The following is a 16,199-nucleotide window of genomic DNA, read 5'->3' as shown; positions in this document are numbered from 1 at the left end:
CCATGCTGAGCTCACGTCTCGTCTCCATCCTCGCCGGCGTCGCACTTGCAGCGCTAGCAGGGTCCGCCCAGGCGCAGATCAAGGAACGCAATATCCGCGTTTCCAACGGCATCAACGAGGACCACCCGGTCGGCAACGGCGTCGCCAAGATGCGCGCCTGCATGACTGAAAAGTCCGGCGGCAAGCTGAAGCTCCAGGGCTTCTGGGGCGGCGCGCTCGGCGGCGACCTGCAGGCGACGCAGGCGCTGCGCGCCGGCACGCAGGAGATGGTCATCACCTCCTCCTCGCCGCTGGTCGGCATCATGCCCGCGCTCGGCGTCTTCGACCTGCCGTTCCTCTTCACCAATGAGAAGGAGGCCGATGCAGTCCTCGACGGAGCCTTCGGCAAGTACATCTCCGACAAGCTGCCTGCCTTCGGCGTCGTCAACCTCTCCTACTGGGAAAACGGCTTCCGCAACCTGACGAACTCGAAGCGCGCCGTCTCCAAGGCGGAAGAGCTCACCGGGCTCAAGGTCCGCGTGATGCAGAACAACATCTTCCTCGACAGCTTCAAGAGCATGGGCGCCAATGCCACGCCGATGGCGTTCGGTGAGGTTTTCGCGGCGCTGGAGACGCATGCGATCGACGGCCAGGAGAACCCGCTCGTCACGATCGACACCTCGAAGCTCTACGAGGTCCAGAAATACCTGACGATGACGCGCCACGCCTATACCCCGTTCCTGGTGCTCTATTCCAAGAAGCTCTGGGACCAGCTCTCCGCCGAAGAACAGGCAATCCTGAACGAGTGCTCGACCGTCGGCCGCGACGAGGAGCGCCGCGTCTCGCGCACGCTCAACGACGCGTCGATGGCGAACCTGAAGAATCAGGGCATGCAGGTTTCGGATGTTTCCGCCGACGAACTGACCAAGATGCGCGAGGCCACCGCGGCGGTTTACCAGCGCCACGAGGCCACGATCGGCAAGGAGACGATCGACCGTCTCAAGGCCGATCTCACCAAGATCCGCGGCACCAACTGATCAGGAGAGCCCCGGAGCGCCGCAGCAGCTCCGGGGCTACCGCCATGCGCATCACCCGCATCGAACCCTTCATCCTGCACATCCCGGTGACGGGCGGCTCGATTGCCGACTCGACCCACCGCATCAGCCATTGGGGCGTCGTCGGCGCGAAGATCGTCACCGAGGACGGCCTCGAAGGCTACGGTTTCACCGGCACCCATGCCGATCTCGCCTCCGACCGGCTGATCACCTCCTGCATCCGCGACTGCTACGCGCCGCTGCTGATCGGCGAGGATGCGTCCGAGATCACGCGGCTCTGGCTGAAGCTCGCCCGCCACCCTGCCCTGCAGTGGGTCGGACGCGCCGGGATCACCCAGCTCGCGCTCGCCGCGGTCGATGTCGCGCTCTGGGACCTCAAGGCGAAGGCGGCCGGCGTACCGCTCTGGCACCTGCTCGGCGGCGCAACCAAGCCGAAGCTCGAAGCCTACAACACCGATATCGGCTGGCTTTCGATCCCGCGGGACGAGCTTGTCGAAGGCTGCCGCATGGCGGTCGAACGTGACGGCTTCCGGCGTCTCAAGGTCAAGGTCGGCCATTCCGACCCCGGCACGGACATCGCCCGGCTGGAAGCCGTGCGGCGTGCCATTGGCGACGAGATCGCACTCGCGATTGACGGCAACGGCAAATGGGATCTGCCGACCTGCAAGCGCTTCTGCGCGCGGGCCGAGGCGCTCGACATCTTCTGGTTCGAGGAGCCGCTCTGGTATGACGATGTCGGCTCGCATGCCGCGCTGGCGAAAGCGACCTCGATACCGATCGCGCTCGGGGAGCAGCTCTATTCGCTCGACGCCTTCCGCGCCTTCGTCACGGCTGACGCCATCCACTACGTCCAGCCCGACGTGACCCGTCTCGGCGGCATCACCGAGTACATCCAGGTCGCGGAGCTTGCCCTCGCCAGCCGCCTGCCGGTCGCGCCCCATGCTGGCGAGATGAGCCAGGTCCATGTCCATCTCGCCTACTGGCATCAGGCGACGCCGATCCTCGAGTACATTCCCTGGATCAAGGATGCCTTCGTCGAGCCCGCCAATGTCGCCGATGGCTATTTCCTAAGACCCCAGCAGCCCGGCGCCGGTACGACGCCGACCGCCGAGGCCCTCACCCGCTACGCCAAGCCGCTCGCTTGAGAAACCTCATGAAAATCACTGCTGTTGAAACCATCCGCCTGACCGAGTTCGGCAACATCATCTGGGTGCGGCTCCACACCGACGCGGGCGTCGTCGGCCTCGGCGAGACCTTCATGGGCGCCGCGGCGGTCGAAGCCTATCTGCACGAGACCGTGGCGCCGAAGCTGCTCGGCAAGGACCCGCTCCAGATCGAGGCGCGCAATGCCAGCCTGAACAACTATCTCGGCTGGCGCGGCTCGGGCGTCGAGACGCGCGGCAACTCGGCCGTCGATATCGCGCTCTGGGACATCTACGGCAAGGCGATCGGCCAGCCGGTCAGCGTCGCGCTCGGCGGCAAGACGCGTGATACGATTCGCACCTACAACACCTGTGCCGGCTACAAATATATTCGCGATGCGCGCTCTCAGGCCGTCGCCAACTGGCATGTCGGCGAGCAGGGCGGCCCCTATGAGGATCTCGAGGGCTTCCTCTATCGCGCCGACGAGCTCGCCCATTCCCTGCTCGAGCAGGGCATCACCGGCATGAAGATCTGGCCCTTCGATATCGCGGCCGAACGCTCGGCCGGCTGGGACATCACGCCTCAGGAGCTGAACACCGCGCTGGAGCCGTTCCGCAAGATCCGAAAGGCGGTCGGCGACAAGATGGACATCATGGTCGAGTTCCACTCGCTCTGGAGCCTGCCCATGGCGAAGAAGCTGGCAGAGCGCCTGGCCGAGTTCGACACCTACTGGCACGAGGACCCGTTCCGCCTCGACAATGTCCACGACCTCGGCGAATACGCCCGCCACTCCAAGGCCTGGGTCTGCGCCTCGGAAACGCTGGCCTATACCCATTCCTTCCGGGATTATCTCGAGAGCGGCGCGGCCGGGGTCGTCATGCTCGACCTGTCATGGTGCGGCGGTCTTTCCGAAGCCCGCAAGATCGCGGGCATGGCCGAGGCCTGGCACACGCCCGTCGCCCCGCATGACTGCACCGGCCCGGTCGTGTACGCGGCATCGTGCCATTTCTCGATGCATGCACGGAACACGCTGATCCAGGAATCGGTCCGCGCCTTCTATACCGGCTGGTACACCGAGCTGGTCACCGACCTGCCCAAAGCCGAGAACGGCATGATCACCGTATCGGACGCACCTGGCCTCGGACTAGAGCTGCTCCCTGGGCTGGAGAAGCGCGCCGACGCTATCGTGCGCTTCAGCCGCCTCTCCGACGTCTGAACTTCGGCATCGGCGCGCCCGTCATCGCAATCCGACCCGGCCTCCGAGCGAGGCCGGGACTCAGCAAGGATCTTGCCGCGCTGCTCTGCCCGCCTCAGCTGAGCATGCGCGTGTCACCGCAGACCGAGATTTCCTGACCCGAGATCGTCTTGGCGAAGGGGGACGCCAGGAAGACGATCTGCTTGGCGATGTCGTTCGGGTCGACGAACTGCTTGATCGAGACGCCCGCGAACAGGCGCTGCGTCATGTCCTCATGCGAGATGTTGAAGCTGCGCGCCTTATTGGCGATCACGCTCTGGATGCGGGCGCCGTCGACCAGGCCGGGACAGATCGCATTGGCCCTAATTCCAAACTCGCCGAGCTCCGCCGAGATCGCCTTGGTGAAGCCGATGACACCCCATTTGGCCGCGCCATAGGGCGAACGCAGCGGAAAACCGTGTTTGCCGGCCTGGCTCGACAGATTGACGATGCTGGCATTGGCGGATTGCTTGAGATGCTGCACGGCGAGCCGGGTGCAGTTGTACTGACCGGTCAGATCGACTGCAACGCAGGCATCCCAGTCCGCGGGGTCGATCTCGTCGACTCGGCCGGTCGGCCCGGCGATGCCGGCATTGTTGACCAGGCAATCCAGCCCGCCGAGTGCCGCCAGCGCCTCCTTGAACAGGTTGGCCACCGCGTCGCGGTCCGAGACGTCGCAGAGCGATTGCGTGATCGCCGGATCGCTGGCCGCCATCGCTGCCAGGGCCTCGCGATCGACGTCGCAGATATGGACCCTGGCGCCTTCTGCCGCAAAGGCACGCGCCGTCGCCCGGCCAATGCCGTTGGCGCCAGCCGTGACCAGAGCGCGCAGTCCCTTGATCTGCAAATCCATTGTCGTCTCCCCCCGATGCCCGCGCCGTAGCGCCTCTCAGATTGCGGCGAACCCGGACTATGGCGCCAGGTCGCCGGTGCTTTCGATATGAGCCGCGGCCGCAGCGATATCGGTTTCCAGCGCGGCCCTTGCAGCCTGCGGATCCCGGCGCCGGAGGGCATCGAGCAGAGCGGCGTGGGAAACCACGGCGCTGCCGCCATCGAGGCGACGCGGTTCGTGGCGCATATCGAGATTGAGGATGGGGCCGGCCTTGAGCCAGAGCCGCTCGATCATCTCGACCAAGGTCGGCATGCGTGCAGCCTCATAGAGCGCGAAATGCAGATTGCGGTTGGCTGCGACTGCGCCTGCGGCGTCTGGAGGATCGGCGCTTGCCGCCTGCCGGAACGCAGCCTCATGTTGGGCGATCTCGTCGATTTCGGCTTCGCTCGCAGCCTTTGCCGCCTCTTCGGCCGCAAAGCCCTCGACGACCAGACGCAGACGGGTCAGTTCGCGAAACTGTGCCAGTCGCAGCACGGGAACGCGGACGGCGCGTCCGGGCAGCACCTCCAATGCACCGTCGGCTGCAAGCCGGCTGACCGCCTCGCGCACCGGCATCATCGAGACACCGAGAGCCTCCGCGACACGCCGCAGCGAGAGCTTTTCGCCCGGAGCGAGCCGGCCGGCGACGAGAAGCGCCCGCAACTCCCCGGTCACGCGCTCGCCCAGGGTCTCACGCGTCAGCGCCCTGACCTCATCGAGCGCGGATGGATCACGACCAGCCGACACATCGCCGATCCCATCGTCGGCAGGCGGATTCGCGAAGGACTGGACAGGGGCAACCATGTCTGCCAACCTAACTGTGATCACAGATCACGACAAGTGGATATCAAGCCGCCAGCAGAGCTGACAGCAGGTCGACAATCTCCAGCGCGAAGCGCGGAACCGTTCTGGGAGGAACGCAATGGCAGACCATCAGCAGTCGAAATTTCGTTTGTCACGACGTCAGGCCCTTGCCGGCCTCGGAGCCGGTGCCGCCACCGGATTGATTGCAAGTCCGTCGCTGATCCTGGCGCAAACGCCAGATGCCATCCGCTTCGGCCACCTGACGCCGCGCACCGGCTTCCTCGGTCCGCTCGGCGAGTACGGCGTCATGGCGGTCGACCTCGCCGTCGAGGAGATCAATGCTGCGGGCGGCATCAACGGCCGCAAGCTCGAGGCCCTGAAGGAGGATTCGGTCAATCCGCAGACCGCCTCGACCAAGGCCGAGCGCATGATCGAGCGTGACAAGGTCGCGTGCATTCTCGGCGAGATTTCCTCGGCCTCCTGCCTGACGATCTCGCAGGTCGCGGCGCGCAACAAGATCCTCTTCGTCAACACCGGCGGCAATTCCGATGCCCTGCGCGGCGAGAGCTGCAACCGCTATATGTTCCATGTCGAGCACCAGAACTCGATGTATGTGAAGAGCTGCGGTCGCTCGCTGATGGTGCAGGGGCTGGTCAAGGGCAAGAAGTGGTTCTCGCTGACCGCCGACTACGCCTTCGGCCATGACCTGCTCAAGGTCGCCAAGCGCTTCATGGAGGCCAATGGCGGCCAGTTCGCCGCCGACAAGCTGGTGCCGACCGATGCGACAGATTTCTCGGCGCTCCTGATCGAAATCCGCGCCGCCAAGCCCGACATCGTGATCTCGAACCTCGCCGGCAACCAGATCACCAATTTCCTCAAGCAGTATTCCGAGTTCGGCCTGACCTTCCCGGTCGCTGGGTTCGGCTTCGACACGGCGCTCGCCTGGGCTGCCGGCAAGGACAATTTTGGCGGCGTCTGGCCCTGCGTCTGGCACCACCTGATCGACACGCCGGCGAGCAAGGCCTTCGTCTCCGCCTTCACAAAGAAATACGGCAAGCCGCCCGAGAACCAGGCCTGGGGCGACTACATGGCCGTGAAGATCATGGCCCAGTCGATGAACGAGCTGAAGAGCACCGACACCGCCAAGATCCTCGAGCATTGGGAGAAGGGCGCGAAATTCGACGTCATGAAGACGCGTGAAGGCTATTTCCGCGCCTCGGACCACCAGCTGATGAGCGAGATGTACACGATCACGGCGCTGCCGGCAGCGCAGGTCAAGAACCAGTGGGATCTCTTCACCTCCTCGCCCCCCGTACCGGGACCGAACGAAAGCCTCGAAGTGATCGCGACGACGGGCGACGAGGCAGTCTGCAAGATGAGCTGAGCGCGCTTTTGCCCCTGCCAGGTCCCCGCCGTCATTCCGGACCGGTCGCTCCAGCGGCACCGATCCGGAATTCATCACGGAGCCCGGCGCCCCGGGGTCGGTCCCGGCACTCCGCTTCGTTGCGGCCGGGATGAAGGCGCCTCCTGAACCTCTCGGGCGCGACGCGCCCCTGCCCGGCCCTGTCGATCAAGCAAAGGCATCCCCTTGCTCATTCTCTTCATCCAGCAGGTGCTGAACGGGCTGCTCGACGGCGTCTATTACCTTCTGATCGCGCTCGGCCTGTCGCTGATCTTCTCGCTCGGCGGCATCGTCAATCTCGCGCATGGCGCCTTCTATGCAATCGGCGCCTATCTCACGATCGTGCTCGCGCCTCATATCGGCTTCGGCGGCGCGATCATCGCCTCGCCGGTGCTGGTGGCGCTGATCGGCATCGTCGTCGAGCGCGGCCTGTTCCAGCGCTTCTACCGCTCGGACCCGATCCTCTCCCTGCTGCTGACCTTCGGACTCGCGATGGTGGCGGAGCAATCCCTGCGCATGATCTTCGGCGCACCGCCGCTCTCGTTCTCGATCCCGCCGGCGCTGCGCGGCCAGATCGTCCTCGGCGAGTTCATCTATTCGCGCTACCGCGCGCTGCTGCTCCTGATCGCAGCCACTTGCGTACTCGGGCTCTGGTTCCTGCTCCAGCGCACCGCGTTCGGCCGCGTCGTCCGGGCCGGCGTGCAGAACCCCGACATGGTCGGTGCGCTCGGCATTTCGCTGCAGCCCTACATGATGGCTGTGGCCGGCATCGGCATCGGGCTTGCCGGCCTGGCCGGCGTCCTGCTCGCGCCGATCTACTCGATCCATCCCGCCATGGGGCAGGAGATCATCACGCCGGCCTTCGTCGTCGTCGTCATCGGCGGGCTCGGCTCCTTCTGGGGCGTGGTCGTGGCGGCGCTGATGGTCGGTGTGGTCAAAGGCATCACCATCGGCCTCGGCTTCACGCAATGGTCGACCGCGGTGATCTACCTGATGATGCTGCTCGTCCTGCTGTTCCGGCCGCGCGGCCTGTTCGGCGAACGCATCCAGCGCTTCGAGTGAGGGCAAAATGACAGCCGCTCAGCGCGACCGCGCGCCTCTCCTCATTGCCGCCATCGGCCTCGCCGCCCTGCCCTTCCTGATGCACCTCATCGGGCTCGGCACCACCTCGGCGACCGAGATCGTCGTCTTCGCCATTGCCTGCATGGCCCTGAACATTCTCGTCGGCACGACCGGACTCGTCTCTTTCGGCCATGGCGCCTGGTTCGGGCTCGCCGCCTATGCCGCGGGCTTGATCCAGCGCAACTGGCTGCCCGGCCAGTTCGCCCTACCGGTCCTGCTCGCCGTGGTCTTCGTGGGTGTGCTCGCCTTCGCATTCGGCGCCCTGATCCTGCGCCGCAAGGGCGTGTATTTCTCGCTCCTGACCCTGGCGCTCGCCGCCATGACCTATTCGGTCGCCTTTCGCTGGACCGCCGTGACCGGCGGCGAGGACGGCCTCGGCGGCATCAAGCGCCCGCTCTTTGCCGGGGTCGATTTCGATCAAGCCCTGCCGTTCTACATCCTCGTTGCGCTGATCGGCATGGCAGTGGTCTACGGGCTCTGGCGCTTCCAGCGCTCGCCGGTCGGCACCGTTCTGGTCGCGATCCGCGAGAACGAACAGCGCGCCCGATTTCTCGGCTACCAGGCGAACCGCTACAAGCTCGTCGCCTTCACCGTCTCGGCGGCCCTGACCGGGCTCGCCGGCACGCTGCTGCTGTTCAACAACCGCATGACCTCGGCCGACCCGATCTCGGTCGCCTTCTCCGGCGAGCTGCTGGCGATGGTGGTGATCGGCGGCATGCGCTCCTTCCTGGGGCCAGCGCTTGGCGCACTCTTCTTCGTGATCTTCCGCGACTATCTCTCGAGCCTCACCCCGAACTGGCTGTTCTGGTTCGGATTGCTCTTCGTCGGCTTCATCGTCTTCTCGCCCATGGGGCTCGTTGGCGTCGGCGAGCGGCTGCTGCGGCCCTTCCGCAAACAGGCCGCCGAAGATGCGGCCATGTCGGCGCGAAAGGTCGGCGCAGTCACGCTCCCGGATTTCATGAAGCCGCAGGACTGGGTCGAGGGCGCGATCCTCACCGCTACCGGCCTCGCCAAGAGCTTTGGCGGCATCAAGGCGGTCGAGGGCGTCGATCTCGCGATACGCGACAGGTCGCTGCATGCGCTGATCGGCCCGAACGGTGCCGGTAAGACGACGGCCTTCAACCTGATCTCGGGCCAGTTCCGGCCGGATAGCGGCGAGGTTCGCCTGCGCGAGCGCGAAATCACCGGCCTCGCGCCCGAAGCGATCACTCGCGCGGGCATCGGCCGCGCCTTCCAGATCACCAATCTGTTCCCATCGCTTTCCGTCGCCGAAAATGTCCGCCTCGCCGTGCAGGCACGCGCTCCGGAGCGCTTCGGCTTCTGGCGGGCGGCTGGCTCGCTGGAACAGGTCTTGGACGAGACGCGCCAGGTCATCGAGACCATGGGCCTGCGCGGGATCGAGCGCGCCGAGGCCGGCTCGCTCAGCTATGGTGGCCAGCGTCTGCTCGACATGAGCCTCGCACTTGCGACCAGGCCGCGCGTCCTGCTCCTGGACGAACCGCTCGCGGGCCTCGCGGCAGCCGAGCGGGAGCGCGTCGGCAACCTGATCAAGTCGATCTCGACCGACCTGCCGGTGCTTCTGGTCGAGCACGATATCGACCGCGTCTTCCAGATCGCAGACCATGTCACGGTGATGAACGAGGGCAGCGTGCTGGTCGACGGAACGGTCGAGGATGCGCGCTCCTCCCCGCAGGTTCAGGAGGTCTATATCGGCTCGGGCGCGCATGCGCTGGCCGAGAAGCCGCGCCCCAGTGCGGCAGGAGAGAAGGTCCTGCTCGGGCTTTCCGGCGTCGACACCTATTACGGCAAGAGCCACATTCTCCGCGATGTCAGCTTCGACGTGCATGAAAACGAGATCGTGGCGCTGCTCGGCCGCAACGGCGCCGGCAAATCCACCTTGCTGAAGACGATCACCGGCATCGCACCGCCCGCCACGGGAACGATCGATCTGGCCGGAGCCGGTATCGCGCGCCTGCCGCCGGCCGTGATCGCGCGCGCCGGCATCGCCTATGTGCCGCAGGGGCGCGGTCTCTTCGCCGGCATGAGCGTCAAGGACAATATGGAACTCGGGCGCCTGAAGCGCCTGACCGGCAATGGCACGCGCTGGGAAGACGACAAGATCTTCGCCTTCTTTCCCCGCATCAAGCAGCGCTGGCATTCTCCGGCCGACTACCTCTCCGGTGGCGAGCAGCAGATGGTGGCGGTGGCACGCGCGCTCTCCGGTGACACGCGGGTCCTGCTACTGGACGAGCCCTTCGAGGGCCTGGCCCCGGCCGTGGTCGAAGAACTCTTCGAGGCCTTCGACAAGCTGAGACAGGAGATCGCGATCGTGATCGTCGACCACCATCTCGACCTCGCCCTGGCGCTATCGGACCGCACGGTCGTGCTCGAGCGCGGCCAGGTCACTCATGTCGGCCCATCGAAGGCTCTCAGCCAGGACCTCGCGCTACGCCGGCAGGTGCTCTGGCTGTGAGCCCCCCTGCCTAACTCTTGTCCCACCCTTCGCCGCTTCCCGCAGGATCAACACGCATGACCAAGATCGCGATCATAGGCTCCGGGCTGATCGGCCGTGCCTGGGCCACCATCTTCGCCAGCCATGGTTTCGACGTCGCATTGCATGATGTCGCGCCCGAAGCGGCCGAGGCCGCGCGCGCGCATATCGGCCGCAATCTCCAGGAGCTCTCCGGCCACGGCCTCGTCGAGGACCCGAAGGGCTCGCTCGCGCGCATCCGTGTCGCCTCAGATCTGGCGGATGCCTTGAGGGGCGCCGAGCTCGTGCAGGAAAACGGCCCGGAAGCCGTGGAAACCAAGCGCGCCCTCTTTGCCGAGATGGACAGGCTTGCCGCCGCGGGAACGATTCTCGCCTCCTCGACCTCGTTCATCATGGCGTCGGTCTTCAGCGAGACGCTCGCGGGACGGGCGCGCTGTCTCGTCGCCCATCCCGTCAATCCACCTCATCTCGTGCCGATCGTCGAGCTTGCGCCAGCGCCCTGGACGGACCCGGCCGTCCTCGCCCGGGCCAAGGCGATCTATGAACAGGCCGGGCAGGTTCCGATCATCCTGCGCAAGGAGAAGCCGGGCTTCGTCCTCAATCGCCTGCAGGCGGTGCTCCTGGCGGAGGCCTTTCGCCTCGTCGGCGAGGGCGTCGCGAGCGCGGAAGACGTCGACAAGACGATCCGCGACGGGCTCGGCCTGCGCTGGTCCTTCATGGGGCCGTTCGAGACGATCGAGCTCAATGCGCCCGGCGGCATTCCCGATTACTGCGCCCGTTACGGCGCCTCCATCGCGACCATGGCTGCGCAGGCCGTCGGCGGCGACCCCTTTGGCGCGGAAACCGTCGCCACGGTCATGAGCGAATGGCCCGGAACGCAATCGGCCGAGCGGGTGAAACGCCTGAGCGACTGGCGCGACACGCGGCTAGCCGCGCTGCAAGCCCATAAGCGCGCTGCCGCACACAAACCCGCCTGAATTCCACCATCCAGCTCGCCTGAAGGAGCCCGCCATGGCCAAGAACCGCAAAGTCATGATCACCTGCGCGGTGACCGGCGCGATCCATACGCCCTCAATGTCGCCTTACCTACCGGTGACCGCCGATGAAATCATCGACGCTGCGGTCGGCGCCGCCGAAGCGGGGGCGGCGCTTGTGCATGTCCATGCTCGCGATCCCCTAACCGGCAAGCCGGACCAGTCCCCCGAGGCTTTCGAGCCCTTCCTGAAGGTGATCAAGCAGCGCAGCAACTGCGTCATCAACATCACCACGGGCGGCGCGCCGACCATGGGTGTCGAGGAGCGCCTGCGACCCTGCGCCCATTTCAAGCCCGAGGTCGCGTCGCTCAACATGGGATCGATGAATTTCGGGCTGTATCCGATGCTGAGCCGCTTCAAGGAGTTCAAGCATGATTGGGAGCAGCCCTATCTCGAAGGCTCGAAGGACCGCATCTTCAAGAACACCTTCCAGGACATCGAGAATATCCTGACGACCTGCGCCGAGAACGGCACGCGCTTCGAGATCGAGTGCTACGATATCGGGCATCTCTACACGCTGGCGCATTTCGTCGATCGCGGGCTGGTGAAGCCGCCCTTCTTCGTCCAGTCGGTCTTCGGGCTGCTCGGCGGCATCGGCCCGCATCCGGAAGATGTCGCGCATATGAAGCGCACGGCTGACCGGCTCTTCGGCGACCAGTACCAATGGTCCGTGTTGGGCGCCGGGCGTCACCAACTGCCGATCGCCGCGATGGCGGTCGCGATGGGCGGCAACCTGCGCGTCGGCCTGGAGGATTCGCTCTGGATCGGGCCGGGGCAGCTGGCAAAATCCAACGCCGAACAGGTCCGGGCGGCGCGGATGATCATCGAAGGTCTCGGACTGGAGCTGGCGACGCCCGACGATGCCCGCGAGCTTCTGCAGCTCAAGGGGGCAGACAAGGTCGCCTTTTGAGCGGCGCGGCTGGTGCCGTCTCGAAATTGCCGCCGACATGCGGCCGGTCATTTTGACCGCGCGAAACGCCTCGATCTGCAGCCACGGAAGATGCATCGTCCCTCACGCCCCCGGCGATCCCGTTCAACGGGAGCGTTTGCTGGAATGCATGATTGAGGCAACCGCGACGGCGCCGAGGCCTAGCAGACTTGCCGAGACAATCAGGGTCGGCACGATGCCGGCCCTGTCGAACCCTGCCGCATAGATGAGCGGCATCACCGACTGTCCGAGCATCGCCGCCATCGAGTGCAGCGCCATCATGGCGCCCTGCGTATGTGGGGTGAGGGTCGCAAGATAGGTCTGGAGCGGAATGGCGGCGCTGCGATAGGCAAAGCCGAATGCCAGCAATGCGCCGAACTGGAACGGCCAGGGAAGATGGGCGCTCAGGCTTGCCATGGCGAGCGTCATGACCAGCCCGCCAACCAGAGTGAGGTGCGTCGGCCTTATCCAGCGCAGGGTGCGGCGCAGGCTTACTCCATAGGCAATGCTGCCGATCATGAAGCCGGAGAGCACGATGCCGACGGTCGAGGCGCTGGCCCCGACGAGAAAGGCGATGTGCGGGAACAGGCCCTGTGTCAGCCCGGTCAGGGCCAGCTGAAGCCCCAGCCCGCGGCGGGCGCTCGCCAGCCCCAGAATCCTGCGATAGGCAGAGAACGCCGAGCCGAACCCCGCGCGCGATGACGAGGCGTCACGGGCATCGCGCAGCGCCACCGTCACGACAGCGAAACAGGTCAGACCGATCAGGCCGGCCGCGAGCAGGCTGCCGCGCCAGCCGAGCGCATCGGCGACAAAGCCGGACCCAATGGCCCCGGCCAGCGACCCTGTAACCGAAGCCGCACTGGCCTTGCCGAAAGCCTCCTGATGTCCATCGGGTGCGATCCGCTCCGCCAGGATGGCAAAGCACAGCGGGAATGTGCCGGCTGTGAAGAAGCCGACGACAAGCCGGGTGGCGAGCAGCAGCTCGAAACTGGGGGCCACGCTCCCGAGCAATGTTCCAAGTGCGCTCGCCCCCAGGCAGAAGCGCATCACCCGCAACTTGCCGAGCTGGTCGCCGAGTGCGCCGGCAATCGGCTGTGCCAGGGCATAGGCGAGCGCGAAGGCCGTCGCCATCGCGACAACCTGGCTCCGCGGCACCGCAAAATCCCGGCTGAGCATGGGCAGCACCGGGTCGAACAGGAACACACCGAGCGAAGAGCCGAAGCAGGCGAGGCCGAGAATACGCAGCAATGCATGCTGTTGGTCGGGCGGTGGCTTCTGGCATGGGGCGTGGCCTCCTGGAGTGCCGACGGGCAGATTGGTCATCGGCTTGCGCAGACCCCTTTCATCGTCATCGGCTGCCCAAATCGGCGATAGACCGTCCCGGGCACCGCAATTAGCAGCACGGGGGCTATGTGATTTGACCCCGCGCCGACCGAACAAGATGCTCGATATCGCCGGATTCCGAGCGGATCGGCCGTTCTGGCCGCTCTTTCGGCAGCATCTTTCAGGGAGGGACGTGGCTCAGAAGAGCGGGGTGACGGGTGCTTGGGTTATCGGTGCATCCATCGCGACATCGCTCTCAATGCAAGACAGCCGGCGACACTGTCATCACACGCCACTGTCTCGGAGGATCGAGCGACGCCCGAAGGCCGGAACATCCTGGATCGGTGCGGTTCGGAGTTTGAGCCCGGGGTAGCGGCAGCTCCTGCCGATCAGATGTGGTGCGCCGAGAAGCGTGGGAGTTCTTGGCGCTTCTCGGCGTCTGCATCCTGGCCCCAAGGCCAGCTGGACATACGACACTACGCCGCGTCATCCCTGCGCGGCGACCGCCCGCAGTGGTCCGGGGGCGCGCCCCGGATGGTTCGATCAGCGGCGGCAGACCTGCACGCGGCGGACGACCCAGCGACCACGATGGTCGCGCACGCGCCGGTTTTCCCACCAGCAGCGGCCATGGCGTGGCGCGACATGCCGCGGGGGCGAACGGTGCCATTGTGCGAGTTCGACGCCGGGATTGGTGGCAACGCTACCACTCGAAGAAACCGGGGCAGCAAAGGCAGTGCCCGAACACAGTGCTCCGATAACCATTCCAGCAGCCAGTGCCGCTCCGCGAATATCAACCAATTGATCCTCCTTAGCCTCAAGCCAGATGTCGGCCCGACGCATTACCACGCCAGGCAATCGATCGGCCGCTGTCGCGACCGATCGTTCCTGCTCCGCCCGCTTTGACCGCGAGATCGGCGAAAACGCCAGGCGATCGGGCAGAATTCAGAAGCGCCAGATGAGCGGCACGATGAAGACGGCCACCACGAAGAACCAGATCAGCAGCGGCAGGCCGAGCTTCCAATAATCGCTGAAGGCATAGCCACCCGGCCCCATCACCATCAGGTTGGTCGGCGTTGCGATCGGGGTGAGGAAGGCTCCGGCCGCGGCAACTGCCGTGCTCATCAAGACCGGCCGCGGCGAAATCCCCATGCTGGCGGCCGCAGCGACCCCGATCGGAATGACGATGAGCGCAGTCGCGGTATTGCTGATCAACTGCCCCATGACGGCGGTCAGCACGAACAGTCCGGCAAGCAATGCGACGGGCCCGGCATCGCCAACCATATAGACGAGCCGCTCCGCCATCAGCTTCGCCGCACCGGTTTCCACCATCGCGGTCGAGAGCGGCATCATGGCGCCGACGAGGATCACGGTGGTCCAGCCGATCGCGCGGTAGGACTGCTCGACATTCATGATGCCCGACAGGATGATCGCGCCTGCAGCCAGCAAACCTGCGACGGCGGGCGGGACGACGCCTGTGGCAAGCAGCAGAACCATCGCGACGAGAATGATGACGGCCTGCTTCGCGCCGGGGCCCATCGGCACGGCCTGACGGCGCACCAGTTCGGGCGAGCTCACGACGAGGACATCGGGATCGTCGAGATGGACGTCGAGCGCCTTCCAGGTGCCCTGCAGCAGCATCGTATCGCCGGCCTGCAGCACGATGCCGCCGGAATCCTTGGTTGCATTCGCGGCGGCGAGTTCCGCCCCCGCGCGCTGCACGGCCAGAACGATCAGATCGCCACTGTCGGTGACCATCCCAGGGAAGACGGTCTGGCCGATCAGGCCGGAGCGCGGCGGGATCACGACTTCGGCCAGACCGGAGCGCTGGTTGAACAGCGTCTCCGCGCCCTGCCCCTGCTTTGCCTCCTCACGGAAGGCGAGATGCATCTCCGCCGCCAGTGTCGCGGCAGCGTCAGCCTCACCGCGAACCAAAAGATGATCGCCATCGGCAATGACCGAGCGGCGGATGGGGCTTGCGGTTTCGCCCTCCTGAATGGCGACCAGCTGCAGCCCCGGATAGGCCGACAGGTCGATGCTGGCGGGCGCAGCGCCGAGATAAGGCGAACTGGCACGCACGCGCATCTGATAGATGCCGCTGGCAAGGCCGTATTGCTCGACCAGCGTCTTGGCATGCCGGCTGAAATCGGCGGGCATGGTCGCGCCATTGCGCTCGGGCAGCAGGCGCTGGCCGAAGAGGATGATGATCGCCATCGTGCCCGCCAGCAGCGGCACGCCGACCAGCGCGAATTCGAAGAAGCCGAAGCTGCCCATCCCTGCATCGCTACTGGCCTCGGAGACCAGCACGTTCACGGGAGTTCCCGTCAGCGCCAGCATCGAACCCGCATGCGCGGCGAAGACCAGCGGCATCAGCAGTTGCGAAGAATTGCGCTTGAGCCGCACCGCGATGACGACAACAACCGGCAGCAATGCAGCGACGGCGCCGTTGAGGCTGATCACGGCGGTCAGCAGCGAAACGAGAATCATGGTGAGAATTAGAAGGCGGGTTCGACTTTCCTCGCCCGCTCCCTTGATCAGGAGTTGGCCTGCCCAGGCGGTGACGCCGGTGACCTCGAGCCCGGAGCTGACGACGAAGAGCGAGGCGATGAAGATGACGGCGGGGTCGCCGAAACCGCCCAGAGCCTGGGGCAGGGTCAGGACCCCGGTCGCCCAAAGGGCAAGCGCTACTCCCATCGCGACCAGAACGACGGGAATCTTGTTCCAGATGAACAAGACCACGGCAACGGCGATGATGGTGCCGGTATAGGCTATCGGGCTCAATCGCTCAGCTCCCTATTGGGCCCTGCCAGGCCGCA

12 protein-coding genes are annotated in these 16,199 nt (G+C 65.7%); 8 read left to right on the top strand and 4 right to left on the bottom strand.

Features of this window, described 5'->3' with window-relative positions; all coding sequences use genetic code 11:
• The first annotated feature begins 2 nt into the window (after positions 1 to 2).
• From AB4099_RS15475 to AB4099_RS15465, 3 genes are read left to right on the top strand one after another with little or no spacing between them, the layout of a single operon-like run.
• Positions 3 to 1,016 carry a TRAP transporter substrate-binding protein gene (locus AB4099_RS15475; RefSeq protein WP_113517005.1) on the top strand — a complete coding sequence of 338 codons (1,014 nt, stop codon included), beginning with the start codon at positions 3 to 5 and terminating at the stop codon, positions 1,014 to 1,016.
• 44 nt (positions 1,017 to 1,060) lie between these two features.
• Positions 1,061 to 2,179, top strand: coding sequence for a mandelate racemase/muconate lactonizing enzyme family protein (locus AB4099_RS15470; RefSeq protein ID WP_441478699.1), 1,119 nt, complete (start codon positions 1,061 to 1,063; stop codon positions 2,177 to 2,179).
• An 8-nt stretch (positions 2,180 to 2,187) separates the two neighbouring features.
• Complete coding sequence (locus AB4099_RS15465; protein WP_441478698.1) at positions 2,188 to 3,393, top strand: mandelate racemase/muconate lactonizing enzyme family protein; 1,206 nt, start codon at positions 2,188 to 2,190, stop codon at positions 3,391 to 3,393.
• 94 nt (positions 3,394 to 3,487) lie between these two features.
• On the opposite strand, the gene AB4099_RS15460 is transcribed toward AB4099_RS15465, so the two are convergent.
• Positions 3,488 to 4,264 (bottom strand): SDR family oxidoreductase, encoded by a 777-nt coding sequence (locus AB4099_RS15460; RefSeq protein ID WP_441478697.1) that lies wholly within the window; start codon positions 4,262 to 4,264, stop codon positions 3,488 to 3,490.
• A gap of 57 nt (positions 4,265 to 4,321) precedes the next feature.
• Positions 4,322 to 5,086, bottom strand: a complete 765-nt coding sequence (locus AB4099_RS15455) for a GntR family transcriptional regulator (RefSeq protein ID WP_441478696.1) — start codon at positions 5,084 to 5,086, stop codon at positions 4,322 to 4,324.
• Positions 5,087 to 5,204: 118 nt separating this feature from the next.
• On the opposite strand from AB4099_RS15455, the gene AB4099_RS15450 reads away from it, so the two are divergent.
• The 5 genes from AB4099_RS15450 to kce all read left to right on the top strand — a co-directional run bounded on the left by AB4099_RS15450 (position 5,205) and on the right by kce (position 12,045).
• A complete protein-coding gene (locus tag AB4099_RS15450) occupies positions 5,205 to 6,470 on the top strand; it encodes an ABC transporter substrate-binding protein (RefSeq protein ID WP_441478695.1) in 1,266 nt (421 codons plus the stop codon).
• 198 nt (positions 6,471 to 6,668) lie between these two features.
• Positions 6,669 to 7,550 carry a branched-chain amino acid ABC transporter permease gene (locus tag AB4099_RS15445; RefSeq protein WP_441478752.1) on the top strand — a complete coding sequence of 294 codons (882 nt, stop codon included), beginning with the start codon at positions 6,669 to 6,671 and terminating at the stop codon, positions 7,548 to 7,550.
• 7 nt (positions 7,551 to 7,557) lie between these two features.
• Positions 7,558 to 10,083 (top strand): branched-chain amino acid ABC transporter ATP-binding protein/permease, encoded by a 2,526-nt coding sequence (locus AB4099_RS15440; RefSeq protein ID WP_441478694.1) that lies wholly within the window; start codon positions 7,558 to 7,560, stop codon positions 10,081 to 10,083.
• 56 nt (positions 10,084 to 10,139) lie between these two features.
• Positions 10,140 to 11,078 carry a 3-hydroxyacyl-CoA dehydrogenase gene (locus tag AB4099_RS15435; RefSeq protein ID WP_113516997.1) on the top strand — a complete coding sequence of 313 codons (939 nt, stop codon included), beginning with the start codon at positions 10,140 to 10,142 and terminating at the stop codon, positions 11,076 to 11,078.
• A gap of 34 nt (positions 11,079 to 11,112) precedes the next feature.
• Positions 11,113 to 12,045 (top strand): 3,5-dioxohexanoate:acetyl-CoA acetone transferase, encoded by a 933-nt coding sequence (gene kce, locus AB4099_RS15430; RefSeq protein WP_441478693.1) that lies wholly within the window; start codon positions 11,113 to 11,115, stop codon positions 12,043 to 12,045.
• A gap of 123 nt (positions 12,046 to 12,168) precedes the next feature.
• Here kce and AB4099_RS15425 read toward each other — a convergent pair whose 3' ends face one another.
• Both AB4099_RS15425 and AB4099_RS15420 read right to left on the bottom strand, forming a co-directional pair.
• A complete protein-coding gene (locus tag AB4099_RS15425; protein WP_441478692.1) occupies positions 12,169 to 13,386 on the bottom strand; it encodes an MFS transporter in 1,218 nt (405 codons plus the stop codon).
• Between the two features lie 942 nt (positions 13,387 to 14,328).
• Positions 14,329 to 16,164, bottom strand: coding sequence for an SLC13 family permease (locus AB4099_RS15420; protein ID WP_441478691.1), 1,836 nt, complete (start codon positions 16,162 to 16,164; stop codon positions 14,329 to 14,331).
• Positions 16,165 to 16,199 lie beyond the last annotated feature (35 nt).

Origin of the sequence: Allobosea sp. 2KB_26 (genome assembly GCF_052115715.1) — a bacterium.
Lineage (GTDB): Bacteria > Pseudomonadota > Alphaproteobacteria > Rhizobiales > Beijerinckiaceae > Allobosea.
Note: the sequence above shows the minus strand (reverse complement) of the source record. Positions and strands in the feature narration are given on the sequence as shown.

Excerpts from the sequence above, each read along its gene's own strand:
- AB4099_RS15465 (WP_441478698.1), top strand. The coding sequence starts at position 2,188 with ATGAAAATCACTGCTGTTGAAACCATCCGCCTGACCGAGTTCGGCAAC.
- AB4099_RS15440 (WP_441478694.1), top strand. The coding sequence starts at position 7,558 with ATGACAGCCGCTCAGCGCGACCGCGCGCCTCTCCTCATTGCCGCCATC.
- AB4099_RS15470 (WP_441478699.1), top strand. The coding sequence starts at position 1,061 with ATGCGCATCACCCGCATCGAACCCTTCATCCTGCACATCCCGGTGACG.
- AB4099_RS15460 (WP_441478697.1), bottom strand. The coding sequence starts at position 4,264 with ATGGATTTGCAGATCAAGGGACTGCGCGCTCTGGTCACGGCTGGCGCC.
- AB4099_RS15425 (WP_441478692.1), bottom strand. The coding sequence starts at position 13,386 with ATGACCAATCTGCCCGTCGGCACTCCAGGAGGCCACGCCCCATGCCAG.
- AB4099_RS15455 (WP_441478696.1), bottom strand. The coding sequence starts at position 5,086 with ATGGTTGCCCCTGTCCAGTCCTTCGCGAATCCGCCTGCCGACGATGGG.
- AB4099_RS15435 (WP_113516997.1), top strand. The coding sequence starts at position 10,140 with ATGACCAAGATCGCGATCATAGGCTCCGGGCTGATCGGCCGTGCCTGG.
- AB4099_RS15450 (WP_441478695.1), top strand. The coding sequence starts at position 5,205 with ATGGCAGACCATCAGCAGTCGAAATTTCGTTTGTCACGACGTCAGGCC.
- kce (WP_441478693.1), top strand. The coding sequence starts at position 11,113 with ATGGCCAAGAACCGCAAAGTCATGATCACCTGCGCGGTGACCGGCGCG.
- AB4099_RS15475 (WP_113517005.1), top strand. The coding sequence starts at position 3 with ATGCTGAGCTCACGTCTCGTCTCCATCCTCGCCGGCGTCGCACTTGCA.